This is a genomic window from Streptomyces sp. NBC_01546, assembly GCF_045208355.1.
Lineage (GTDB): Bacteria > Actinomycetota > Actinomycetes > Streptomycetales > Streptomycetaceae > Streptomyces.
This window is the reverse complement of sequence record NZ_CP109379.1, coordinates 3,503,404-3,524,409: the sequence shown is the minus strand read 5'-3', so window position 1 is coordinate 3,524,409 and position 21,006 is coordinate 3,503,404. Positions and strand designations below refer to the sequence as shown.

The window sequence follows — 21,006 nt, the reverse complement described above, 5'->3', positions numbered from 1 at the left end:
CAGCGGCCTCCGTCGGGCAGGGTGGTGCCATGCGTACTGCTTACAGCGTGGAGACCGTACGGGCCGCCGAGCGGGAGCTGATGGCCCGGCTGCCCGAGGGTGCCCTGATGCAGCGGGCGGCGGCCGGGCTGGCCGCCGTATGCGCGGGGCTGCTGGGACGGGTGTACGGGTCCCGGATCGTGCTGCTGGCCGGGCCCGGCGACAACGGGGGCGACGCGCTCTACGCCGGGGCGCGGCTCGCCCGGCGCGGGGCCGGGGTGACGGCGGTGCCGATGGACCCTGGGAGGCTGCACGCGGGCGGGCTCGCCGCGCTGCGGGCCGCCGGAGGGCGCGTCGAGGAAGCCGTCCCGCAGCGCGCGGACCTCGTGGTGGACGGGCTGCTGGGGATCGGCGGCCGGGGCGGGCTGCGGCCGGCCGCGGCAGCGCTGGTGGAGCGGATCCCGCCGGGGGTCCCGGTGGTCGCCGTGGACCTGCCGAGCGGGGTGGACGCGGACACCGGGGAGGTGGCGGGCCCGGCCGTCACGGCCGATGTGACGGTGACCTTCGGGGCCTACAAGCCGGGCCTGCTGATCGATCCGGGGGCCTCGCGGGCGGGCGTGGTGCACCTGGTGGACATCGGCCTGGAGCTGTCCGGCCGCCCCGCCGTGGAGGCCATGCAGCACGCCGACGTGGCGGGCCTGCTGCCGGTGCCGACGGCGTCGAGCGACAAGTACCGGCGGGGCGTGGTCGGGATCGCGGCCGGGTCCCCGCAGTACCCGGGCGCGGCCGTACTGGCCGTGGCGGGGGCGCTGCGGGGCGGTGCGGGCGCGGTGCGGTACGTGGGGCCGGCGGCGGAGGCCGTGCTCGCGCGGTACCCCGAGACGCTGATCGGGCGCGGCCGGGTGCAGGCCTGGGTGGTCGGGCCGGGGCTGGGGGAGGGGCGCGGCGGCGAGGTCGCGGAGCTGCTGGCGCAGGACGTTCCGGTGCTGGTCGACGCGGACGGGCTGCGGGGGCTGGACGCCGGTGTGCTGCGGGCCCGGACGGCCCCGACCCTGCTGACCCCGCACGCGGGGGAGGCGGCGGCGCTGCTGGGGGTTCCGCGGGAGTCGGTGGAGGCGGGCCGGCTGGAGTCCGTACGGGAACTGGCCGAGCGGTACGGCTCGGCGGTGCTGCTGAAGGGTTCGACGACGCTGGTCGCCTCGGGCGGGGTGGTGCGGGTGAATCCGACGGGGACGCCGTGGCTGGCCACCGCCGGGAGCGGTGACGTGCTGTCCGGGCTGGCCGGCTCGCTCCTGGCGGGCGGGCTGTCCGGGGCGGACGCCGGGTCGGTGGCGGCGTACCTCCACGGCCTGGCGGCCAGGCTTACGGGCGGCCCGCTGCTGGCCCACCAGGTGGCCGAGGCCCTCCCGGCGGCGTGGCGGGACGTCCGCCGGCCGTGACCGGGCGCGGAGCCCCAGGGGACCAGGTCCAGGTGGGGGTTCTGAGAGACTGTGGGGGATGAACGAGACACCGACGCGCGTGTACGCCGAGATCGACCTCGATGCCGTACGGGCGAACGTGCGCGCGCTGCGCGGGCGGGCGCCCCGGGCCGAGCTGATGGCCGTCGTCAAGGCGAACGCCTACGGGCACGGCGCCCTGGCCTGCGCCAAGGCCGCCCAGGAGGCCGGAGCCACCTGGATCGGGACCGCCACGCCCGACGAGGCGCTCGCGCTGCGCGCCGCCGGGGTCGAAGGCCGGATCATGTGCTGGCTGTGGACCCCCGGCGGGCCCTGGCGGGAGGCCGTCGAGGCCGGCATCGACGTCTCCGTCAGCGGAATGTGGGCCCTGGACGAGGTACGGGAGGCCGCCCGCGCCGCCGGCCGCCCGGCCAGGATCCAGCTCAAGGCCGACACCGGACTCGGCCGCAACGGCTGCCAGCCCGGCGACTGGGCGGAACTGGTCGGGGCGGCCGTCGCCGCCCAGGCCGAGGGCACCGTCCAGGTCACCGGCCTCTGGTCGCACTTCGCCTGCGCCGACGAGCCCGGGCATCCGTCCATCCAGCTCCAGCTCACGGCCTTCCGCGACATGCTCGCGTACGCCGAGAAGGAGGGCGTGGAGCCCGAGGTCAGGCACATCGCCAACTCGCCCGCCACCCTCACCCTGCCCGAGTCCCACTTCGACCTGGTGCGCTGCGGGCTGGCCGTCTACGGGGTCTCGCCCGCACCCGAACTCGGCACCCCGGCCCAGCTCGGCCTGCGGCCCGCCATGACCCTCAAGGCCTCCCTCGCGCTGGTCAAGACCGTCCCGGCCGGGCACGGCGTGAGCTACGGGCACCACCACGTCACCGACGCCGAGACCACCCTCGCGCTGATCCCGGCCGGTTACGCCGACGGCATCCCGCGGCACGCCTCAGGGCGCGGCCCGGTCCTCGTCGGCGGCAAGATCCGCCACGTCGCCGGGCGCGTGGCCATGGACCAGTTCGTGGTCGACCTGGACGGCGACACGGCCACGGCGGGCGACGAAGCGGTCATCTTCGGGGACGCGGAGCGCGGTGAACCCACCGCCGAGGACTGGGCTCAAGCGTCAGACACGATCGCGTATGAGATCGTCACCCGTATCGGAGGGCGTGTGCCCCGGGTGTACCTGGGCGCCTGAGTCGGAGTGAGGGCGGCGGCGTGAGCGAGAACTGGCGCAAGGCCGGCTGGGCCGGCGCTGCCATCGGCGTGATAGCGGCGGGTGCGGCGGCCGGTGTAGCCGTCGAACGGATCACCGTCGGGCGCGGCATGCGCATGAAGGCGCGCCTGGCCCTCGACGCCGCCGGTGACTACGGGTCCCTGCGCGGGACCCAGGGGACCTGCCGGGCCGAGGACGCCACCGAGCTCTACTACGAGGTCGACGAGCTCCCCGAGGACACCAAGCGGCCGCGGTCCCGGCTGCGCCGGAAGGCCGCGCCCGGCGCCACCGTCGTCTTCTGCCACGGCTACTGCCTCGGCCAGGACTCCTGGCACTTCCAGCGCGCCGCGCTGCGCGGAGTGGTCCGCACCGTCTACTGGGACCAGCGCAGCCACGGCCGCAGCGCCCGCGGACTGGCCCAGGCGGACGGCGAACCGGTCACCATCGATCAGCTCGGCCGCGACCTGAAGGCCGTCATCGACGCCGCCGCCCCCGAGGGCCCGCTGATCCTGGTGGGTCACTCGATGGGCGGAATGACCATCATGGGATTCGCGGAGCAGTTCCCCGACCTCGTGCGCGACCGCGTCGTCGGCGTCACCCTGGTCGGCACCTCCAGCGGCCGCCTCGACGAGGTGACGTACGGGCTGCCCTCCGTCGGGCTGGGTGCCGTACGCCGCATCCTGCCGGGCGTGCTCAAGGCGCTCGGCTCGCAGGTGGAGCTGGTCGAGAAGGGCCGCAGGGCCACCGCCGACCTCTTCGCGGGCATGATCAAGATGTATTCGTTCGGCTCCCGCGACGTGGACCCGGGCGTCGCGCGCTTCGCGGAGCGGCTCATCGAGGCCACCCCGATCGACGTGGTCGCCGAGTTCTACCCGGCCTTCCAGACCCACGACAAGACCGAGGCCCTCCAGCGGTTCGCGGACATCCCCGTCACCGTCGTCGCCGGGGACAACGACATGATCACCCCGCCCGGGCACAGCGTGGCCATGAAGGAGGCGCTGCCGAGCGCCGAGCTGGTGATCCTGGAGTCCACCGGGCACCTGATGATGCTGGAGCGCCCGGAGACGGTGACGCGACTGCTGACCGAGCTGCTGGCGCGCACCGGCGCGGTCCCCGCCCTCGCAGCGACTAACGTTGGCGGGCATGGAAGAAGTACCGCTGGAAGCACAGCGCAGCCAGGCACCGGCACCTGAGGCCGGTGTCGCGGCCGAGACCCGGATCACCGTCGACTCCCCGGACTCCATGCGGGATCTGGGCCGCAGGCTCGCCGGCCTGCTGCGCCCGGGCGACCTCGTCCTGCTGACCGGCGAGCTCGGCGCGGGCAAGACCACGCTGACCCGCGGGCTCGGCGAGGGACTGGGCGTGCGCGGGGCCGTGACCTCGCCGACCTTCGTGATCGCCCGCGTACACCCCTCGCTGAGCGGCGGGCCCGCGCTGGTGCACGTGGACGCGTACCGGCTGGGGGGCGGGCTGGACGAGATGGAGGACCTGGACCTCGACGTCTCGCTGCCCGAGTCCGTGGTCGTCGTGGAGTGGGGCGACGGCAAGGTGGAGGGGCTCTCCGACGACCGGCTGCACGTGGTGATCGCCCGGGCCGTCGGCCACGAGGAGGTCCTGGACGACGTACGGGAGGTGTCGGTGCGCGGGATCGGGGCGCGCTGGGCCGACGGGGCCGGACTGGACGCCCTGGCCGGGGCCCTCTCGGAGTAACGCGCCGGCGACCGGAGCGACGGCCGGAGCGACGACTGGAGCGGCGAACGTGCCGACAACTCGTCGGCAAGATATTGCGCAGGCGGTGGCACGCGTGATGACATGGTACCGAGAGTTTCTTAGGTATGCCTAAGTTCAGCGTCCCGGTGTCCCAGGAGGCAGCCATGTCGGCACCAGCAGGAGCGCAGCGCGATCCCCGGCCGTCCGCCGTGTCCATGGGAGCGCTGCTCGCCGCGGGCGTGGCCGCCAGCGCCGTCTCGACGCCGCCCGCCCTCGCGCCCGTCACGGGCGAGGGGGAACCGCAGGGCTGCGTACGCGAACAGGCCGCTCCGGAATCCGAAGCGGCCTAGGTTCGTCGCACGTACGGGTGGTCTGCCCCCGGGACGTCAGGGAACGACGACGACCTTCGAGTTGATGGTCGCGAAGGCCCACATCGCGTCGCCGTCGGCCTTCGTCATGCGGATGCCGCCGGTCTTCCGGTTCGGGTCGGGCTCCGGCGTCGCGCCGTCCGCGCGGGCGCTGAAGCCGATGATCACGCCATCCGTGGTGGCGAACCGTACGACGTGCTCGATCGGCACCCCGTCCGAGCCGGTGACCGCGCCCGAGCGCGAGCCCACCAGGTAGCTGCCCGCCTTGGGGTGCACCGTGCTCGGCATCACCGTGAACGACTTGGGCTCCTGACCGGCCTCGCCCACCAGCCACACGCGCTTGTGGCCCACGGAGTACACGACGCGCACCCCGGTGCCCGAACCCTCCGGCAGCGGCACCGGCTTCGCCGGGTCCTGCTTGCCCGCGGCCGGGCTGGGGGCCGGGGCCGGCGCCTGCGGGGCGGCCTGCGGGGGACGCTCGGGAGCCGTCGCGGATGCCTGGTAGCCGAGGAAGCCGATCGCGGCGAGTGCCGCGGCGGTGAGCCCGGCCACGATTCCCGAGCTGCTGCGTGCCACCTTGCTCCACCTCTCCGCACTGCCTGTTGCCTCGTCCGATGCCTGATCGAAAGGTAGCAGCAGGCCCGCTCCACAACCGGCCGCAAAGCCTGGGGGTTCCGGAGTCGTAGGCTGTTCGCGTGCTCTTGCTCGCTGTAGATACCGCCACGCCCGCCGTCACCGTCGCCCTGCACGACGGCGAGTCCGTCCTCGCCGAGTCGAACCAGGTCGACGCCCGCCGCCACGGGGAGCTGCTGCTGCCCTCCGTGGACAAGGTGCTCGCCGAGGCCGGACTGAAGCTCGACGCCGTCACCGGCATCGTCGTCGGGGTCGGCCCCGGCCCCTACACCGGGCTGCGCGTCGGCCTCGTCACGGCCTCCACCTTCGCCTCCGTGCTGGGCGTGCCCGTGTACGGCGTGTGCACCCTCGACGGGCTCGCCCACGCCGCCGGCACCGCCGGGATCGAGGGCCCCTTCGTCGTCGCCACCGACGCACGGCGCAAGGAGGTCTACTGGGCGCGCTACGAGGACCCCCGCACGCGGGTCGGCGGACCCGCCGTGGACCGCCCGGCCGACATCGCCGAGCAGGTCGCGGGCCTGCCCGCGGTGGGCCAGGGCGCGCTGCTGTACCCCGAGGTCTTCCCCGACGCGCGCGGGCCCGAGCACCAGTCGGCCGCCGCACTGGTCTCGCTGGCCGCGGAGCGCCTGGCCGCCGGGGAGCCGTTCGAAAACGCCGACGGTGTGGCTCCGGCCCCGCTCTACCTGCGCCGGCCCGACGCGCAGGTGCCCAAGAACTACAAGGTGGTCACCCCGCAGTGACGGCCGCCCCTGACGTCGTACTCCGCGAGATGCGCTGGTGGGACATCGAGCCGGTGCTGGAGCTGGAGCACGAGCTGTTCCCCGATGACGCCTGGTCCGCCGGGATGTTCTGGTCCGAGCTGGCCCACGCCCGCGGCCCGCAGGCCACGCGCAGATACGTCGTCGCCGAGGACGGATCGGGCCGGCTGGTGGGCTACGCCGGGCTGGCCGCCGCCGGCGACCTGGCCGACGTACAGACCATCGCGGCCGCCCGCGACCAGTGGGGGACCGGGCTCGGCGCCCGGCTCCTGACCGACCTGCTGCGCGCCGCCACCGCCTTCGAGTGCGCCGAGGTGCTGCTGGAAGTGCGGGTGGACAACGCCCGCGCCCAGAAGCTCTACGAGCGCTTCGGCTTCGAGCCCATCGGCTTCCGGCGGGGCTACTACCAGCCCGGCAACGTCGACGCGCTCGTCATGCGACTGACCGACCCCGCACAAGCACGAACTGAGAGCAGTGAGAGCAATGGCTGACGAACCTCTCGTCCTCGGCATCGAGACCTCCTGCGACGAGACCGGCGTCGGCATCGTCCGCGGCACCACCCTGCTCGCGGACGCGATCGCGTCGAGCGTCGACGAGCACGCCCGCTTCGGCGGGGTCGTGCCCGAGGTGGCCTCGCGCGCCCACCTGGAGGCGATGGTCCCCACCATCGAGCGCGCCCTGAAGGAGGCCGGGGTCAGCGCCCGCGACCTCGACGGCATCGCGGTCACGGCGGGTCCCGGCCTGGCGGGGGCGCTGCTGGTGGGCACCTCGGCGGCCAAGGCGTACGCCTACGCGCTGGGCAAGCCGCTCTACGGCGTGAACCACCTGGCCTCGCACATCTGCGTGGACCAGCTGGAACACGGGCCGCTGCCGGAGCCGACCATGGCGCTGCTGGTGTCCGGCGGGCACTCCTCGCTGCTGCTGGCCCCCGACATCACCTCCGACGTACGGCCGCTCGGCGCGACCATCGACGACGCGGCCGGCGAGGCCTTCGACAAGATCGCGCGCGTGCTCCAGCTGGGCTTCCCCGGCGGTCCGGTCATCGACCGGCTCGCGCGCGAGGGCGACCCGAAGGCGATCCACTTCCCGCGCGGGCTGACGGGGCCGCGCGACGCGGCGTACGACTTCTCCTTCTCCGGGCTGAAGACGGCCGTCGCCCGCTGGATCGAGGCGAAGCGGCACGCGGGCGAGGAGGTGCCGGTGCGCGATGTCGCGGCGTCCTTCCAGGAGGCCGTGGTGGACGTGCTGACGCGCAAGGCGATCCGGGCGTGCAAGGACGAGGGCGTCGACCACCTCATGATCGGCGGCGGTGTGGCGGCCAACTCGCGGCTGCGCTCGCTGGCGCAGGAGCGGTGCGACGACGCGGGGATCATCCTGCGGGTGCCGCGGCCGAAGCTGTGCACCGACAACGGCGCGATGGTGGCGGCGCTGGGCGCGGAGATGGTCAAGCGGAACCGTGCGCCCTCGGACTGGGACCTGTCGGCGGACTCCTCGCTGCCGGTGACGGACCCGCACGTGCCGGGGACGGCCCACGAGCACGCGCACGGGCAGTCGGACGGCCACGGCCACGGGCACGACCACGGCCACGGGCACTCGCACGACCATGACCACGTGCACGAGCTGAGCAAGGACAACCTGTACTCATGAGCACCGTCGCGCTGATGTGGGAGGCCCGGGCCACCGACGGCCGGGGCAACGAACTGCTGGAGTGGGCCCGTTCGCAGGTGCTGGCCCAAGAGCCGGTGCGCCGCGAGGTGTTCCGGGCCCCGCAGGACCGGGTGCTCGTCATCACCTGGTGGGAAGCGCCCGAGGGCGTGTCGGTGGACCTTCCCGAACTCCCGGAGCCCGCAGCCGACTTGATCACGCGGGCGGTGCACCGCTGGCGGTTCGAGTCGGTGGAGGTCGGCTAGGGCTGACGGGTTCCGGGCCGGCCCCGGCGGCTATGGTCATGTGCATGCCTCGCCGTGACCTGCCGCCTCCGCCGCCTCCCGCGCACCTGCGGGCCTGGCTGGACGAGAACGCCGTACGGGCCGACCGTGCGCGCATCCTGCACGAGTTGGGCCGGCGCAGCCTGGGCATCGGGCGGCTGCTGCTGCTCTGGGCCGTCGCGGCCGTCTTCGCCCTCGGCTGGACCTTCGTCGCCATGGCCCTGATGGCCTTCGAGGAGGGCGACCCGATCTCCTTCATCCTCGGCTTCGTCTTCGTGGTGCTCGGCGTCGGCGTGCTGGTCCCGGCCGGGTTCTGGTTCGCCCGGGGGGCCCGCCTGGACCGCCAGGTGCGCGGGCTGCTGTGCGCGTGGGCGGAGGCGGGCCGGGATCCGGCCGCCGACGCCCGGGTACGCGCTCCGGGGCGGAGCCTGACCTGGCTGCTCACCTCGTTCGGGCTGGGCGTGGCGGGGCTGTGGCTGACCTTCGGGGTCGCCCTGTCGGCCCGCCCGGGCCGCGAGGCGTACGGCGAGCTCGCGTACTACATGGGCCTCGGCATGATCCTCTGGATCACCGGACTGCTCGGCCTGGGCAAGGCGGGCGCGCACTACCGCTGGGCGGTGCGCGTCTTCCGCGGCTAGTCGTTCCCGCTAGTCACGCGCCGCCAGGTTCAGCTGCCAGGAGACGCCGAAGCGGTCGTTCACCCAGCCGAACCTCTCGCTGAAGCCGTACGAGCCCACCGGCATCAGCTCCCCGCCACCCTTGGCGAGGGCCCCGTACAGGCGGTCGAGTTCGGCCGCGCTCTCGCACTCCACGAAGAGCGATACCGACGGGGTGAAGCCGAACCCGTGCTTGACGTAGCTGTCGATGCACTTGAACTGCTGCCCGGCGAGCGTGAACGTGGCGAGCTTCACCGAGCCCTCCGGGCCGGGTCCGGCGGCGTCGTAGCGGGCGATGTCGATGACCTCGGCGTCCTCGAACAGCGAGGTGTAGAAGGTCAGCGCCTCCTCGGCCCTGCCTTCGAACATCAGGAACGTGGTGATCTTCTGAGGTGCCGGGGTCATGGTGCCTGCCGTCCGAGGGGTCGGGGGAGTCCTTCGAGACCGAGGCTAGGACACGGGTCCGACAGTGGCCCCGAGGCTCACTGATCCGCGGGGTCCGCCTGGGCCGCCTGGGCCGCCTGGTCCCGTACGGGCTTCGCCGCCGGTGCGCCGATCAGCATCGACGGGGCGCCCGCGACCCGGGTCAGGAAGACCGTCGCCGAGTTCGGCCCCTGCGGCTTCACCTTCCTGCGGAGCTCCTCGGGCTCGATGGCCGAGCCGCGCTTCTTCACCGTCAGGATGCCGACCCCGCGCTCGCGCAGCAGGGCCTTCAGCTTCTTCAGCCCGAAGGGCAGCACGTCGGTGATCTCGTACGCCGTCGCGTACGGCGTCGCGCGCAGCTCGTCGGCGGTGATGTACGCGATGGTCGGGTCGATCAGCCGGCCGTCCAGCTGTTCGGCGACTTCGGCCACGAGGTGCGCGCGGATCACGGCGCCGTCGGGCTCGTAGAGCCAGCGGCCGACGGGCCCCGCCTCCGGGTCGGGCAGCGGATCGGCGGTGTGCAGGGCGCGCGGCCCGGGCAGCAGGGTGGCGCGTACGGTCCCCGGCGAGGTCCCGAACCAGAGCACGGCCTCCTTGACGTCCCCCTGGTCGGAGATCCACTCGGCCTCGGCCTCGGCCGGGACCGCCTCGTGCGGGATCCCGGGAGCGATCTTGATGGCGGCGTACTTCGCCGTACGGGCCGTCTCGACGGCCCAGGACAGCGGCGGCGAGTAGGACTCCGGGTCGAAGATCCGGCCGCGGCCCCCGCGCCGGGCCGGGTCGATGAAGACGGCGTCGTACGCGGACACGTCCACGTCCGTCACGTCCGCCTCGCGGACCTCGATCAGGTCCGCCAGCCCCAGCGCCTCGGCGTTGGCCCGGGCGACGGCGACGGTCAGCGGGTCGTGGTCGACGGCGAGCACCCGGATGCCGAGCCGCGCCAGGGCGAGGGCGTCCCCGCCGATGCCGCAGCACAGGTCCGCGAGGCTGCGTACGCCGAGAGCGGCGAGGCGCTCGGCGCGGTACGTGGCCACGGACGCGCGGGTGGCCATCTCGCCGCCGCCGGGCGTGAAGTACATCCGGAAGGCGTCCTCGGCGCCGAACTTCGCCACCGCGCGCTGCCGCAGCCGGGCCTGCCCGAGCGCGGCGGACACCAGAGCGGCGGGGTGCTCGCGGCGCAGCCGGGTGGCGACGGCCAGCTCCTGGCCGGGGTCGTAGTCGCGGAGCGAGTCGAGGAGGGCGCGCCCCTCGGGGGTGAGGAGGGCGGCGAAGTCTTCGGGGGTCACGGGTCCATTGTCGGCGACGCACGGGCGCGCGGGGTGTGGGCCAGTCGGTGGAAGGTGGGACTCCGCTCGCGGTGTCTTCCGGGGAGCCCGCGTGTCGGGTGCCAGGATGCGCAGCTATGCAGCTAGTCCGACAAAAGGAAGATAAGACGCAACAGGGTCACCGGTACGCGGCGGGTCCGCGCGGCCGGTTCGGGGTGGCCGTGGCCGCCCTGCTGGTAGCCGCCCTCGGCACGGCGTGCGGTTCCGGGGGGTCCGGAGCGCCGGACAAGGCCGAGAAGGCCAAGGCGGGCAAGGCGGGCAAGGGCGCGGAGGCGGGCGCGGCGGGCGCGCTCAGCGCCGCCGAGAAGGCCAAGGCGGCCCAGCAGGTGCGCATCGCGGCGGCGAAGAAGTGGCGGCTGGCCAAGACCCCGCTCGCCGCTCCGGCGGCGCCGAAGGTGAAGCCCGAGCTCACCACGCGCGACGGCTTCGAGGTGGAGGACCAGGAGGAGTACCCGCCGGTCTTCACCACCATCGACACGCAGGACAAGGTCGTCTTCCTGACGGTCGACGACGGCGCCGAGAAGGACCCCGAGTTCCTGCGGATGATGCAGGAGCTGAAGATCCCGTACACGGCGTTCCTCAGCGACTACATCGTCAAGGACAACTACCCGTACTTCAAGGAGATGCAGGCCGCCGGCGTCACCCTGAACAACCACACGCTCAACCACCGCTACATGCCCGGCCTGTCGTACGAGAAGCAGCGCGAGGAGATCTGCGGCCAGCAGGACACGATCCAGAAGCAGTTCGGCAAGCGTCCGACCCTCTTCCGGCCGCCGTACGGCAACTACAACCAGGACACGCTGCGCGCGGCGAAGTCCTGCGGGATCAAGGCGGTGCCGCTGTGGAACGCGGAGGCCTTCCCGAACCGGACGGAGTACCGCGAGTGGGACCGCGATCTGCACCCCGGTGACATCATCCTCACGCATTTCCGGGGCAAGGAGGACTGGAAGGGCACGATGCCTGACATGATCCGTCATGTCATGAAGACCGTCACGGACAAGGGGTACGCCGTGGCTCGCCTGGAGGATTACCTGTGATGCATGCGCGCCGGTTGGTGGCCGGGACGCTGGCGGCCGGCGCGCTCGCGCTGTCCCTGACGGGGTGCGGGGACGGCGCGGACACCGGCGAGCGGCTGGGGCCCAAGGCGAAGGCGACGCAAGGGACATCGGGCCCTTCCGCCTCGCCGTCCGCGCCGTCGGCCGCTGCGTCGCCGTCCGCTGCGCCGCCGGCGGGCGGGGCCGCGGACGAGGCGTACCGCAAGTGGGGCCTGACGGGCCCCCTGGAGTACGCGCCGAAGCCCGACCGGAAGCCGGAGATACCGAAGGCCGCCCCGGGCAAGGTGCCCGTGATCGACCGAATACCCGTACCGGCCGGGGACAAGGTCGTCTTCCTGACCTTCGACGACGGCGCGGAGAAGGACCCCGAGTTCCTGAAGCTGGCCGCTGATCTGAAGCTGCCGATCAGCATGTTCCTGACGGACAGTGTGGCCTCGCCGGACTACGGGCACTTCGAGAAGCTCCGCGACAACGGCTCGGCGAGCACGATAAACAACCACACGCTGACGCACCCGAACCTGCGGACCCTGCCCTTCGCGGCGCAGAAGCACGAGATATGCGGCCAGCAGGAACGCCTGGAGAAGCGCTTCGGTCAGCGACCGCCGCTCTTCCGCCCGCCCTTCGGGAACTACAACGACGACACCCTCCGGGCCGCCTCGGAGTGCGGAGTCTCGTCCCTGGTGCTGTGGCGGGTCTCGATGCAGATCAACAACTTCCAGTACGCCGAGGGCTCCGCCCTCAAACCGGGCGACATCATCCTGGCCCACTTCCGCGGCCCCGCGGAGCTCAAGGGCTCGACGGAGATCCAGATGACGACGCGGATGCTGCAGCGCATCCAGGAACAGGGTTACCGGATAGGGCGCCTCGAGGACTACCTGTAGGACTACCTGGCAGGGCTACCTGTAGGACTGGCTGCAGGACACCGGGCCTACGGCTACCGCAGCAGCCAGTTCTTGGTCAGTTCCATCATGTCCGCCCGGCTGTGGCTGCCGTGGTCGGCGGCGATGAAGTACTCGCCGATCCGCACGGAGAAGGTGACCATGCAGCGGACCTCGACCTCGTCCGCGTCGGTGCAGATCTCGCCGAACAGCGAGCGCAGGTAGTCCATGCGCCGGTTGTCGACGCGCCGGAGGCGCTGGGCGACGTCCTCGTCGCGCCGGGCCCAGTCGCGGATCGCGAGCTCGGCCGCGACGCCCGTCATCGGCCCGCCGGAGCCGGACGAGGCGATCGCGAACAGTCGCTCCAGCCTGGCCCTGGCCTCTCCGCCACCGCTCTCGACCTGCTCGATCACCTCCTCGGTGACCTCCCGCTCCCAGGTGTCGAGCATCTCGGTGAGGAGCGCGCCCCGGTTGCCGAAGTACCCGTAGAAGCCGCCTTTGCTGACGCCGAGCGCCTGCGCCAGCGACTCGATGCGGACGGACTCCGGGCCGCCGGAGGCGAGCGCCCGCAACCCCTCCTCGATCCACTTGCCGCGAGGCGTGCGGGTCGTGCCCATGGTGTGTCTCCGCTCACGTCTTCCCCCGTCTATACGGTGCCGTATAGACGGGTGCTAGCCTTCTTCTATACGGCATCGTATAGATAGGGGCTTGATCATGAGACTCCCCAAGACCGCGCACACCTCCCGCCCCTGGCGGATCCACGAGATCGCCGGCGACTTCCGGCTCGAGGACGTCTGGGCGCTCCCGACGCCGGGCGGCCCCGACGACCTCGAGCGGCTCGTGCACCAGTTCGCGTCCGGCAAGGGGGATCCCGCCCCCTCCCCCGTGGGGCGCATGCTCTTCGCGCTCCGCTGGAAGCTCGGCGCGCTGCTCGGCCTGGACAAGGCCGGCGCCGGCGTCGGCGGCCGGGTGGCGACGCTGCGGGACCGCCTGCCGGCGGACCTGCGCGAGGGTCCCCGCGGGCCGGACCTCAACGCGGTTCCGTTCACCTCCGTCTACCAGACGCACGACGAGTGGGTGGCGGAGATGGGCAACAGGACCGTGCACGGGGTGATGCACATCGGCTGGGTCCCGGACGGTTCCGGCGGCTACCACGGCCAGATGGCCGTCCTGGTGAAACCGAACGGACTCCTCGGCGCCGCGTACATGCTGGCCATCAAGCCCTTCCGGTACCTGGGCGTGTACCCGGCGCTGATCCGAGGAATCGGACGCGAATGGCGGGAGGGCACTTCGGGGTCGGGGCAACCACACGCTGACGCGACTTAGCCCGGAGGCGCACCCGGCGGGACGGCGGCACGCTCGATGTTGCCGACCGCGGTGGTGAATTCGCGACCGGAGGCGCCGCGGATGTAGGCCAGCTCCACCCAGTGCTCGCGCAAGGCGGAGTCCGAGACGTTCTCGTTGATCACGGCCATCAGCTCGCCCTCGGTGCCGGAAGCGATGTCGCGGACGCGGTGCCGCAGGAGTCGATGCGGGACGTACTCGTAGCGCTCACTCATCGGGCACTGCCTCAAACGTGCCGAGGAATCGCTCCCAGCCGACCAGCGCCCGGTCGAGCAGATCAGGGGTGGGTTCTATCGCCACGTTCGGCCCCGCCGGGGGCGTGTCTTCGGTGTTGATGACGACCACCTCGCGGGTGCAGCGAATCTGACGCATGGCGATCACTCCTTAGTCGTGAGACCACTCCACGGCAGCATCTCTAGAGATGTATCCACTACAACCGATCCGGCTCGATCCGTCAAGGCATCTCTAGAGATGTCTGTCCGATCGCTGGTGGATAGGTCCCAACGCTGGTGCGTGCGGGGGCACACCTCTGGCTCTAGGGTGTCTAGAGAGGCGAAGGAGTGATCGGTTCATGACCAGCCAGGGCGGTGCCCGTCAGCCGAAGTACCAGCGGATCGCGGATGCGCTGAGGACGGCTATCCAGTCGGGCGAGTACGGTCCGGGCGACCGCCTGCCGGGTGAGAACGACCTCATGGCCACCTACGAGGTCGCCCGGATGACCGCACGCCAGGCCCTCGCCGTACTTCAGAACGAAGGCCTTGCGGAGGCGCGGAAGGGTGCCGGCGTTTTCGTGCGAGCCTTCAGGCCCTTGCGGCGGCGCGGCGTCCAGCGGTTGGCACAGGAGCAGTGGGGCTCGGGCCGGTCCATCTGGTCCGCCGATACCGAAGACCGCGAACTCGTCGTCGACCAGATCGATGTGCGTGAAGAAGGGGCGAGCGACCGAGTCGCCGACGCCCTCGGCGTTCCGCCCGGCACTCCGGTCTGGGCGCGTGGCCGCCGCTTCGTACTCGATGGCAAGCCGGTGCTGTTCGCGACGTCCCACCTGCCGGCGGACGTCGTCGGTGAATCCGCGATCACTCAGGTCGACACCGGCCCTGGCGGGACGTACGCACGCCTGGCCGAACTGGGCCACGAGCCGGTCCACTTCCGCGAGGAGGTCCGCTCCCGCATGCCTTCGACAGCCGAGGCCGAGCGACTCTCGCTCTCGATGGGCACCCCCGTCATCCAGATCGTCCGCACCGCATTCGCCCAGGGAGGGCGGGCCGTCGAGGTGAACGAGATGACTCTCGACTCCGCGTCCTACGTGCTGGAGTACGACTTCGACGCCTGACCTGCGGTGGGCGTACCGCACGCTGTCCTGGACGCTGATTCCTGAAGGCATCGCCCCCAGCCGTCCGATCAGACTGACGGGCCCCCAAACCCTCCCTGATGCAGATCGGCAACATGCCCGGCCTCGGTCTCGCCGCCGAGGGGGCGGGTGGGCAACCGCCGCCCCGCTGTGTGGTGAGAGGGGGGCGGAGACCCCGCCCCGGCGAAGCGCCCCGGAGCCCGCGCGCTACGCCGCCGACACCGTTGGGGTGATCGTCGTTTCCACCGGGCCGCGGGCGTCCGCCTCGCGTTGGCGTTCCGCGCTGTCGCTGATGCGGAGCAACAGGGCGACCATGATCCAGTTGGCCAGGAGGGACGAGCCGCCCTTGGCCAGGAAGGGGAGGGCCTTGCCCGTCAGGGGGATCAGGCCCGTGACGCCGCCCGCGACCACGAAGACCTGGAGGGCCAGCGCCGAGGCGAGGCCCACCGCCAGGAGCTTGCCGAAGGGGTCGCGGGCGGCGAGGGCCATCCGGAGCCCCCGCTGTACGAGGAGCGCGTACAGGATCAGGACCGCCATGACCCCGGCCAGGCCGAGTTCCTCGCCCACCGTGGTCAGGATGAAGTCGCTGCGGCCCGCGAACTTGATCAGCTCCGGGTTGCCCATGCCGAGCCCGGTCCCCGAGATGCCGCCCGTGCCGAAGCTGAACAGGGCCTGCGCCGACTGGTCCGAGGTGATGCCCGGGGGCGGGGTCGGCCAGTAGACGGAGAGCGGGTCGAGCCAGGCCGCCACACGTGCCTTGACGTGCGGTTCCGTCGAGCCCACCACGAACGCGCCCGCCGCCGCCATGAACAGGCCGCACACGATCCAGCTGGTGCGCTCGGTGGCCACGTAGAGCATCACCACGAAGACGCCGAAGAAGATCAGCGACGTACCCAGGTCGCGCTCGAAGACCAGCACCAGCATCGAGACGATCCACACCGTGACGATGGGGCCGAGCTGGCGCATCGGGGGCAGCCGCATGCCGAGGAACTTCCGGCCCGTCAGGGCCAGCGAGTCGCGGTGGATGACCAGGTAGCCGGCGAAGAAGATCGCAATCATGATCTTCACGAACTCGCCGGGCTGTAGCGAGAACCCGAAGAGGATGATCCACCGCTTGGCGCCGTACGTGTCCGCGGGTGAGAACGCCGGTGCGATCAGCAGAACCAGCGCGACGGCCATCGTGATGTAGATGAACCGCTGCAGCAGCCGGTGGTCGCGCAGCAGCGCCACCACCGCGATGCAGGCGGCGACGCCGACCACCGTCCACATCAGCTGGCCCGGGGCGTTCGCGTCCGAGCCGTACCGCTCGATGTAGCCCTGGTCGAGGCGGTGGATCAGCACCAGCCCCAGCCCGGTCAGCAGCATGGCGAGCGGGAAGACCAGCGGGTCCGCGTACGCCGCGAACCGGCGGATGCCCAGGTGTCCGACCAGCGAGAGCAGCGTCATGCTGATCGTGAAGCCGGTGAGGTTGGGCGGCAGCTCGTCGTTCATGGCGAGCCCCGCCGCGGCGTGGCCGAAGACGGCGATCACGAGGACCAGGACCAGGAGCATCGCCTCGGTGCGGCGGCGCGAGCCCGCCGTCGTCAGGGGTTTCAGTCCACGCACGGGATGCCGCCGCCGTCCGTGGGCGTGGATGTGGACGCGGGGGTGGGGGCGGGTGAGGGGGACGGTGACGGTGAGGAGGACGCGGCGCCCGGTGCGCTCGGGCTCGCAGGGGCCTTCGGCCCGATCTGCTCGGCAATGAGGCGCTTTATCTTCATATCATCTACGACGTTGATGTCCTCCCCATGGTTCCTTCCGAAGCGCTCGACGGGAAGCGTCGTGAAGTGGACCTTCCCGCCGGACAGGTTCTTCGCCTGCTTCACGAACGACAGCAGATCCCAGCCCTCGTCCGTCACCACGTCCTGTTTCGCGGCGTCGATCAGCCTCATCAGCTTCACCGGGTCGGTGAAGGTCCCGGCCGAATTCAGCTTCTTCGTCGCGCCAGCGAGGAAGGCCTGCTGCCGCTTGGTCCGGTCCAGGTCGCCCATGTCCAGGCCGTGCCGCTGGCGTACGAAGGCCAGCGACTGCTGTCCGTCGAGGGTCTGCGGGCCCGCCGGGAAGTCGGCGCCGGAGTACTTGTCCTTCACCGCCTTGTTCAGGCACACCGGTACACCGCCCAGGGCGTCGGCGAGGTGGTAGAAACCGGCCAGGTTCAGCTCGGCGAAGTGATCGATCGGGACCCCCAGGAAGTTCCGCACCGTCTCGATCTGCGCCTTGCGCCCCGCCTCCCGGCCCTCGCGCTCCAGCTGCCGGCTGTCGTTGACCCCCCGCGCGGCGAGCTGCTCCTGCCTCTTCTCCTTCGCCAGCCCGTACGCCTTCTTGATCTTGTCCTTGCCGTGGCCCGCTATCTCGACGAAGTCGTCGCGCGGTACCGAGAAGGCCTTCGCCTGGCTGCCGTCGCCGGGCACGTGGAGCAGGATCAGGGTGTTCGCGTTGTAGCCGCCGATGTCCGAACTGCCGGCGTGCAGCTTGTCGAGGACGTCGTCCGGCAGGTCCTGGCCGTTCTGGTCCTTTCGGCTGTCCAGGCCCATGAGCAGGACGTTCACATCGCCGGACGCCGACTTCTCGGCGCCTTCCAGGGCCTTGGAGCTGCCGATGCCGGCGGCCAGGTCCTGGTACAGGTACCAGGCGCCGCCGCCCGCCATGACCACCAGCGCGCAGCCGGTGATCAGCAGGGTGCGGCCGAGCCGCCGCTGGCGGGAGAGCCGGTGGCCTGGGACAGTCGTCTTCCTCCGGTGCGCGCTCATGCCTGTCGATGGTGGGGGAGGGGCGCTGAAGGAATCCTGAGTGCCAGTGTCCTGAGGAGATGGCCTATCGGCGCGGGATGCGCAGTACCAGCCGCGCGCCCCCGCCGGGCGCCGGCAGCGCCCGTACGTCGCCCCCGTGCGCCCGCGCGATCTCCCGGGCGATGGCCAGGCCCAGCCCCGTCCCGCCGCTGGCCCGCCCCCGGTCCGCGTCCAGGCGTACGAACCGCTCGAACACCCGGTCCCGGTCCGCCTCCGGGATCCCCGGACCGTCGTCCGCGACCTCCAGCACCGCCCAGCCCCGTCCTGCCGCCGTGTCCGCCGCCGCCCGCACCACGACCTCCGCGCGGGCGTAACGCAGGGCGTTGTCCACCAGATTGGCCAGCGCGCGCTCCAGCCGCGCCGGGTCTCCGGCGGCCGGTACGGGCGCCCGCGCGTCCAGCCGCAGCGCCACCCGGGGGCCGCCCCGGCGCGCCACGTCCTCCGCGGCGAGCAGCGCCAGGTCCACCGGCTCGCTCCGCGGCCCCGGTCCGCCGTCGAGGCGGGCCAGCAAGAGCAGGTCCGCCGCGATCCGCTGGAGCCGTTCGGTGTCGGCCAGCGCGGCGGCCACCGACTCCCGGTCGGGGCGGTCCATGGCCAGCGCCACCTCCAGCCGGGACCGGACGGCGGCCAGCGGATTGCGCAGCTCGTGCGAGGCGTCCGCGGTGAACTGCCGCTGCCGGGCGTCGGCGCGCTCCAGCCGGTCCAGGGTGTCGTTGACGGTCCGGGCCAGCTGCGCGATCTCGTCCGCCCCGCCCGGGTCCGGAACCCGCCGGTCCAGCTCGCTCGCGGTGACCGCGGCCAGTTCGCTGCGGATGGCGGTCACCGGGCGCAGCGCGTGCCCGGTCACCCACCAGGCCAGGGCCGCGGCGAAGCCGATCAACGGGGGCGCGCCCGCCAGCAGTCCGGCCGCGACCGCCCCGGTCGCGTCGTCCACGTCGCCGAGCACGGTCACGGCGTACACGGTGTAGGGGGCGTGCGCCCCCGGCGGACCGGCCGTCTCGACCGCGACCGCCACGCGCCGCTCCGCGCCGGGGCGCTCGGGAGCCAGTACGGCCGACCGGGAGTCGTCCCCCGACCCGTCCCCCGACCTGTCCCCCGATCCGTCCCCCGCGCCGCCGCGCGAGCCGCCACCCGGCCCCGGGCGCAGCTCGCCGAGGTCCGGGGTGTCCGCCGGATCCCCGCTGGTCGCCACCGTGCGCCCCTGGACGTCCCGTACGAGGACCAGGTCCACGCCGCGTTCGGGCGCGGGCAGCCGGCCGCCGGGCGGCAGGGTCCGGCTGTCGACCTGGGCGGCGACCTTGCGGGCGGCGAGCTCGGTGCGGCCGGTGGTGTTGTCCAGCAGGTTGGCCCGCAGCAGGGTGTACAGCCACAGCCCGCCGGTGGCCAGGACGGCGGCCATCGCGAGGGCGGCGGCCATCGCCGATCGTGCGCGGACCGTACTAGCCACCGTCGGGGGCCATCCGGTAGCCGGTCCCGTGGACGGTGAGGATCGAGCGGCGGCCGAACGGCGCGTCGATCTTCCTGCGCAGCGAGGAGACGTACACCTCGACGATGTTCGGGTCGATGCCGTGCGGGGTGTCCCAGACCTCGTCGAGGATGTCCTGCTTGGCGACGGCCCGTCCGGGCTGCTCCATCAGGCAGGCCAGTACGCCGAGTTCGCGGGCGGTGAGCTCGATGTCGCGGTCGCCGCGGCGGCAGCGGCGGCCCTGCGGGTCGAGGAGGAGGTCGCCGGCCTGGAGGGTGGTGCGGTCGGGGGCGCCGGCGCGGCGGGCCAGCGCCCGGATGCGGGCGGCGAGGACCACGAAGGAGAACGGCTTGGTGAGGTAGTCGTCGGCCCCGGAGTCCAGGCCCTCGGCCTCGTCGTACTCGCCGTCCCGGGCGGTGAGCATCAACACCGGGGTGGTGTCGCCGTGGGCGCGCATCCGGGTGCAGATCTCGTAGCCGCTCATGCCCGGGAGCATCAGGTCGAGGAGGACCACGTCGTACGGGCCGCCGGCGAGGGCGAGGTCCAGGCCGCGGTGGCCGTCGTGCGCGACTTCGACCAGGTGCCCGTCGGCGGACAGGCCGCGCCGCAGGGACTCGGCGAGGCCTTCTTCGTCTTCGACCACGAGGATGCGCACCGCCCAAGCCTCACATATCAGGCAATGCGCCCTGCCTTCGGCCTCGGTTCAGCCGCCCAGGCAGTCGGTGTGGCCGCCGCCGCTGTGGCAGTTCGGGGCCTGGCGGGTGGGGACAGGTACCGGTTCCCCGGGTCCCCCCGCCAGGACCACGAGGAGTCCGATGAGCAGGATGCAGGCTCCGCCGTGCAGGGTGCCGGCGATGCCGGCGCGCAGCCGGAAGAAGCCGAAGGACGCGGCGGCGGCGACCGAACTCAGGACGCCGACGAAGACCAGCGCGCCGGTCGGGACGGAGTCGGGGAAGGCCTCGGTCCCGCCCCACGCGCCGAAGGTGACGTAGACCCATCCGACGAACAGGGCCACGGCGAGGACAGCGAGCGTGAGGACGGCCAGGATGAGGTCGGCGGCCCAGTACACGGGCTCGCGGTCGCGTGTCGTCGCCATGCCGGCCAGTGTGCCGACGCGGCGGCGCCCCCGCCTGAGTACCCGTACCTACCCGCGCTACCCGGCCTGCCCGGCTTGTCCGGCGAGGGAGGAGCCGCGGCTCCGGCGCCGGGCGAGGGCGTCCCGGGAGGCCGCTGCGACGGCCCACGCGGGAAAGGCGAGGGAGAGCACCCCCACGGCCCCGGGCCCCAGCCAGACGAAGACGCCGGGCTGCACGGCCGTGCCGGCGGACGGCCCGAGGACGAATGCGGTCTGCGGTCCGTCCGGACGGGTGTCGAAAGCGGTGTCGACCTCGACCCGGGGGATGGTGAACGATCCGTCGCCGGCGGCGAAGGAGCCCTCGCACATCCAGTGCCGGTCCCCGTCAGAGTCCCGCTCCTCCGCGCACCGCGTGGCGACGAAGGCGCCCTCCACCCCGGCCACCTGCGCCACCAGCCGCGGCACGGAGCCCGACAGCATGTAGATCCCGGCCGCGAGGCCGACCGCGATCGGGATGCCGTGCCGCCACCGCACACCGGAGTTCGTCCTGGTCATGACGCGAAGAGTAGTGAGATCGAACG

At 72.5% G+C, this 21,006-nt stretch carries 26 protein-coding genes; 14 read left to right on the top strand and 12 right to left on the bottom strand.

What is annotated here, in order from left to right; translation table 11 throughout:
- Positions 1–29 precede the first annotated feature (29 nt).
- From OHA89_RS15855 to OHA89_RS15835, 5 genes are all read left to right on the top strand, one after another.
- Positions 30–1,418, top strand: a complete 1,389-nt coding sequence (locus OHA89_RS15855; RefSeq protein WP_266608154.1) for an NAD(P)H-hydrate dehydratase — start codon at positions 30–32, stop codon at positions 1,416–1,418.
- A 58-nt stretch (positions 1,419–1,476) separates the two neighbouring features.
- Positions 1,477–2,613, top strand: coding sequence for an alanine racemase (gene alr, locus OHA89_RS15850; RefSeq protein ID WP_257554794.1), 1,137 nt, complete (start codon positions 1,477–1,479; stop codon positions 2,611–2,613).
- A 20-nt stretch (positions 2,614–2,633) separates the two neighbouring features.
- Positions 2,634–3,824 carry an alpha/beta fold hydrolase gene (locus OHA89_RS15845; RefSeq protein WP_406366443.1) on the top strand — a complete coding sequence of 397 codons (1,191 nt, stop codon included), beginning with the start codon at positions 2,634–2,636 and terminating at the stop codon, positions 3,822–3,824.
- Positions 3,775–4,341 carry a tRNA (adenosine(37)-N6)-threonylcarbamoyltransferase complex ATPase subunit type 1 TsaE gene (gene tsaE / locus OHA89_RS15840; protein ID WP_323185991.1) on the top strand — a complete coding sequence of 189 codons (567 nt, stop codon included), beginning with the start codon at positions 3,775–3,777 and terminating at the stop codon, positions 4,339–4,341. The genes OHA89_RS15845 and tsaE overlap by 50 nt, the downstream gene beginning before the upstream one ends.
- Positions 4,342–4,505: 164 nt before the next feature.
- The gene (locus tag OHA89_RS15835) at positions 4,506–4,691 is read left to right on the top strand and encodes a hypothetical protein (RefSeq protein WP_257554793.1); all 186 of its coding nucleotides are present in this window, start codon (positions 4,506–4,508) and stop codon (positions 4,689–4,691) included.
- 36 nt (positions 4,692–4,727) lie between these two features.
- Here OHA89_RS15835 and OHA89_RS15830 read toward each other — a convergent pair whose 3' ends face one another.
- Positions 4,728–5,285: a hypothetical protein gene (locus OHA89_RS15830; RefSeq protein ID WP_266608149.1), complete on the bottom strand. Its 558-nt coding sequence runs from the start codon at positions 5,283–5,285 to the stop codon at positions 4,728–4,730.
- A 119-nt stretch (positions 5,286–5,404) separates the two neighbouring features.
- Here OHA89_RS15830 and tsaB point away from each other — a divergent pair, with 119 nt between their 5' ends.
- Genes tsaB through OHA89_RS15805 form a run of 5 tightly spaced genes read left to right on the top strand, consistent with a single transcriptional unit; the run spans position 5,405 to position 8,666 of the window.
- Positions 5,405–6,082 (top strand): tRNA (adenosine(37)-N6)-threonylcarbamoyltransferase complex dimerization subunit type 1 TsaB, encoded by a 678-nt coding sequence (gene tsaB / locus OHA89_RS15825; RefSeq protein ID WP_266608147.1) that lies wholly within the window; start codon positions 5,405–5,407, stop codon positions 6,080–6,082.
- 29 nt (positions 6,083–6,111) lie between these two features.
- On the top strand, positions 6,112–6,591 hold the full coding sequence (gene rimI / locus OHA89_RS15820) for a ribosomal protein S18-alanine N-acetyltransferase (RefSeq protein ID WP_215144085.1): 480 nt from the start codon (positions 6,112–6,114) through the stop codon (positions 6,589–6,591).
- Positions 6,584–7,747 (top strand): tRNA (adenosine(37)-N6)-threonylcarbamoyltransferase complex transferase subunit TsaD, encoded by a 1,164-nt coding sequence (tsaD, locus tag OHA89_RS15815; protein WP_266608145.1) that lies wholly within the window; start codon positions 6,584–6,586, stop codon positions 7,745–7,747. The genes rimI and tsaD overlap by 8 nt, the downstream gene beginning before the upstream one ends.
- Entirely contained in the window at positions 7,744–8,010 is a 267-nt protein-coding gene (locus OHA89_RS15810; protein ID WP_406366442.1) for a hypothetical protein, read from the top strand. Before tsaD ends, OHA89_RS15810 begins: the two co-directional genes overlap by 4 nt.
- A gap of 44 nt (positions 8,011–8,054) precedes the next feature.
- Positions 8,055–8,666, top strand: coding sequence for a hypothetical protein (locus OHA89_RS15805; protein ID WP_257554774.1), 612 nt, complete (start codon positions 8,055–8,057; stop codon positions 8,664–8,666).
- 9 nt (positions 8,667–8,675) lie between these two features.
- Here the strand turns inward: OHA89_RS15805 and OHA89_RS15800 are convergent, their stop codons facing one another.
- Both OHA89_RS15800 and OHA89_RS15795 read right to left on the bottom strand, forming a co-directional pair.
- Entirely contained in the window at positions 8,676–9,089 is a 414-nt protein-coding gene (locus OHA89_RS15800; protein WP_406366441.1) for a VOC family protein, read from the bottom strand.
- 77 nt (positions 9,090–9,166) lie between these two features.
- Positions 9,167–10,393 (bottom strand): THUMP-like domain-containing protein, encoded by a 1,227-nt coding sequence (locus OHA89_RS15795; protein WP_266608139.1) that lies wholly within the window; start codon positions 10,391–10,393, stop codon positions 9,167–9,169.
- A 116-nt stretch (positions 10,394–10,509) separates the two neighbouring features.
- On the opposite strand from OHA89_RS15795, the gene OHA89_RS15790 reads away from it, so the two are divergent.
- Positions 10,510–11,469: a polysaccharide deacetylase family protein gene (locus OHA89_RS15790; RefSeq protein ID WP_406366440.1), complete on the top strand. Its 960-nt coding sequence runs from the start codon at positions 10,510–10,512 to the stop codon at positions 11,467–11,469.
- Entirely contained in the window at positions 11,469–12,368 is a 900-nt protein-coding gene (locus tag OHA89_RS15785) for a polysaccharide deacetylase family protein (protein ID WP_251064599.1), read from the top strand. The genes OHA89_RS15790 and OHA89_RS15785 overlap by 1 nt, the downstream gene beginning before the upstream one ends.
- A gap of 53 nt (positions 12,369–12,421) precedes the next feature.
- Here the strand turns inward: OHA89_RS15785 and OHA89_RS15780 are convergent, their stop codons facing one another.
- On the bottom strand, positions 12,422–12,982 hold the full coding sequence (locus OHA89_RS15780) for a TetR/AcrR family transcriptional regulator (RefSeq protein ID WP_266608136.1): 561 nt from the start codon (positions 12,980–12,982) through the stop codon (positions 12,422–12,424).
- A gap of 97 nt (positions 12,983–13,079) precedes the next feature.
- Between OHA89_RS15780 and OHA89_RS15775 the strand changes: the two genes are divergently transcribed.
- Positions 13,080–13,691, top strand: a complete 612-nt coding sequence (locus OHA89_RS15775; RefSeq protein ID WP_406366439.1) for a DUF2867 domain-containing protein — start codon at positions 13,080–13,082, stop codon at positions 13,689–13,691.
- Here the strand turns inward: OHA89_RS15775 and OHA89_RS15770 are convergent.
- The gene (locus OHA89_RS15770; protein WP_406366438.1) at positions 13,688–13,924 is read right to left on the bottom strand and encodes a hypothetical protein; all 237 of its coding nucleotides are present in this window, start codon (positions 13,922–13,924) and stop codon (positions 13,688–13,690) included. The two genes, OHA89_RS15775 and OHA89_RS15770, sit on opposite strands and share 4 nt — an antisense overlap.
- Positions 13,917–14,081, bottom strand: a complete 165-nt coding sequence (locus tag OHA89_RS15765; RefSeq protein ID WP_406366437.1) for a hypothetical protein — start codon at positions 14,079–14,081, stop codon at positions 13,917–13,919. Before OHA89_RS15765 ends, OHA89_RS15770 begins: the two co-directional genes overlap by 8 nt.
- Positions 14,082–14,280: 199 nt before the next feature.
- Between OHA89_RS15765 and OHA89_RS15760 the strand changes: the two genes are divergently transcribed.
- Positions 14,281–15,039: a GntR family transcriptional regulator gene (locus OHA89_RS15760; RefSeq protein WP_406366436.1), complete on the top strand. Its 759-nt coding sequence runs from the start codon at positions 14,281–14,283 to the stop codon at positions 15,037–15,039.
- A gap of 225 nt (positions 15,040–15,264) precedes the next feature.
- Here the strand turns inward: OHA89_RS15760 and OHA89_RS15755 are convergent, their stop codons facing one another.
- From OHA89_RS15755 to OHA89_RS15730, 6 genes are all read right to left on the bottom strand, one after another.
- Positions 15,265–16,662, bottom strand: a complete 1,398-nt coding sequence (locus OHA89_RS15755) for an FtsW/RodA/SpoVE family cell cycle protein (RefSeq protein WP_266608128.1) — start codon at positions 16,660–16,662, stop codon at positions 15,265–15,267.
- Positions 16,650–17,846 (bottom strand): LCP family protein, encoded by a 1,197-nt coding sequence (locus tag OHA89_RS15750; protein WP_406366435.1) that lies wholly within the window; start codon positions 17,844–17,846, stop codon positions 16,650–16,652. Before OHA89_RS15750 ends, OHA89_RS15755 begins: the two co-directional genes overlap by 13 nt.
- A 64-nt stretch (positions 17,847–17,910) precedes the next feature.
- Positions 17,911–19,302, bottom strand: coding sequence for a cell wall metabolism sensor histidine kinase WalK (locus OHA89_RS15745; RefSeq protein WP_266608124.1), 1,392 nt, complete (start codon positions 19,300–19,302; stop codon positions 17,911–17,913).
- Positions 19,303–19,324: 22 nt separating this feature from the next.
- The gene (locus OHA89_RS15740; RefSeq protein WP_266608122.1) at positions 19,325–20,005 is read right to left on the bottom strand and encodes a response regulator transcription factor; all 681 of its coding nucleotides are present in this window, start codon (positions 20,003–20,005) and stop codon (positions 19,325–19,327) included.
- Between the two features lie 48 nt (positions 20,006–20,053).
- Positions 20,054–20,446, bottom strand: coding sequence for a hypothetical protein (locus OHA89_RS15735; protein WP_406366434.1), 393 nt, complete (start codon positions 20,444–20,446; stop codon positions 20,054–20,056).
- 57 nt (positions 20,447–20,503) lie between these two features.
- Positions 20,504–20,980 (bottom strand): hypothetical protein, encoded by a 477-nt coding sequence (locus OHA89_RS15730; RefSeq protein ID WP_266608118.1) that lies wholly within the window; start codon positions 20,978–20,980, stop codon positions 20,504–20,506.
- Between the last annotated feature and the right edge of the window lie 26 nt (positions 20,981–21,006).

Coding starts and splice junctions, on each gene's coding strand:
- OHA89_RS15855 (WP_266608154.1), top strand. CDS start 30: ATGCGTACTGCTTACAGCGTGGAGACCGTACGGGCCGCCGAGCGGGAG.
- alr (WP_257554794.1), top strand. CDS start 1,477: ATGAACGAGACACCGACGCGCGTGTACGCCGAGATCGACCTCGATGCC.
- tsaE (WP_323185991.1), top strand. CDS start 3,775: ATGGAAGAAGTACCGCTGGAAGCACAGCGCAGCCAGGCACCGGCACCT.
- OHA89_RS15835 (WP_257554793.1), top strand. CDS start 4,506: ATGTCGGCACCAGCAGGAGCGCAGCGCGATCCCCGGCCGTCCGCCGTG.
- rimI (WP_215144085.1), top strand. CDS start 6,112: ATGCGCTGGTGGGACATCGAGCCGGTGCTGGAGCTGGAGCACGAGCTG.
- tsaD (WP_266608145.1), top strand. CDS start 6,584: ATGGCTGACGAACCTCTCGTCCTCGGCATCGAGACCTCCTGCGACGAG.
- OHA89_RS15810 (WP_406366442.1), top strand. CDS start 7,744: ATGAGCACCGTCGCGCTGATGTGGGAGGCCCGGGCCACCGACGGCCGG.
- OHA89_RS15805 (WP_257554774.1), top strand. CDS start 8,055: ATGCCTCGCCGTGACCTGCCGCCTCCGCCGCCTCCCGCGCACCTGCGG.
- OHA89_RS15800 (WP_406366441.1), bottom strand. CDS start 9,089: ATGACCCCGGCACCTCAGAAGATCACCACGTTCCTGATGTTCGAAGGC.
- OHA89_RS15790 (WP_406366440.1), top strand. CDS start 10,510: ATGCAGCTAGTCCGACAAAAGGAAGATAAGACGCAACAGGGTCACCGG.
- OHA89_RS15785 (WP_251064599.1), top strand. CDS start 11,469: ATGCATGCGCGCCGGTTGGTGGCCGGGACGCTGGCGGCCGGCGCGCTC.
- OHA89_RS15780 (WP_266608136.1), bottom strand. CDS start 12,982: ATGGGCACGACCCGCACGCCTCGCGGCAAGTGGATCGAGGAGGGGTTG.
- OHA89_RS15775 (WP_406366439.1), top strand. CDS start 13,080: ATGAGACTCCCCAAGACCGCGCACACCTCCCGCCCCTGGCGGATCCAC.
- OHA89_RS15770 (WP_406366438.1), bottom strand. CDS start 13,924: ATGAGTGAGCGCTACGAGTACGTCCCGCATCGACTCCTGCGGCACCGC.
- OHA89_RS15765 (WP_406366437.1), bottom strand. CDS start 14,081: ATGCGTCAGATTCGCTGCACCCGCGAGGTGGTCGTCATCAACACCGAA.
- OHA89_RS15760 (WP_406366436.1), top strand. CDS start 14,281: ATGACCAGCCAGGGCGGTGCCCGTCAGCCGAAGTACCAGCGGATCGCG.
- OHA89_RS15750 (WP_406366435.1), bottom strand. CDS start 17,846: ATGAGCGCGCACCGGAGGAAGACGACTGTCCCAGGCCACCGGCTCTCC.
- OHA89_RS15745 (WP_266608124.1), bottom strand. CDS start 19,302: ATGGCCGCCGCCCTCGCGATGGCCGCCGTCCTGGCCACCGGCGGGCTG.
- OHA89_RS15735 (WP_406366434.1), bottom strand. CDS start 20,446: ATGGCGACGACACGCGACCGCGAGCCCGTGTACTGGGCCGCCGACCTC.
- OHA89_RS15730 (WP_266608118.1), bottom strand. CDS start 20,980: ATGACCAGGACGAACTCCGGTGTGCGGTGGCGGCACGGCATCCCGATC.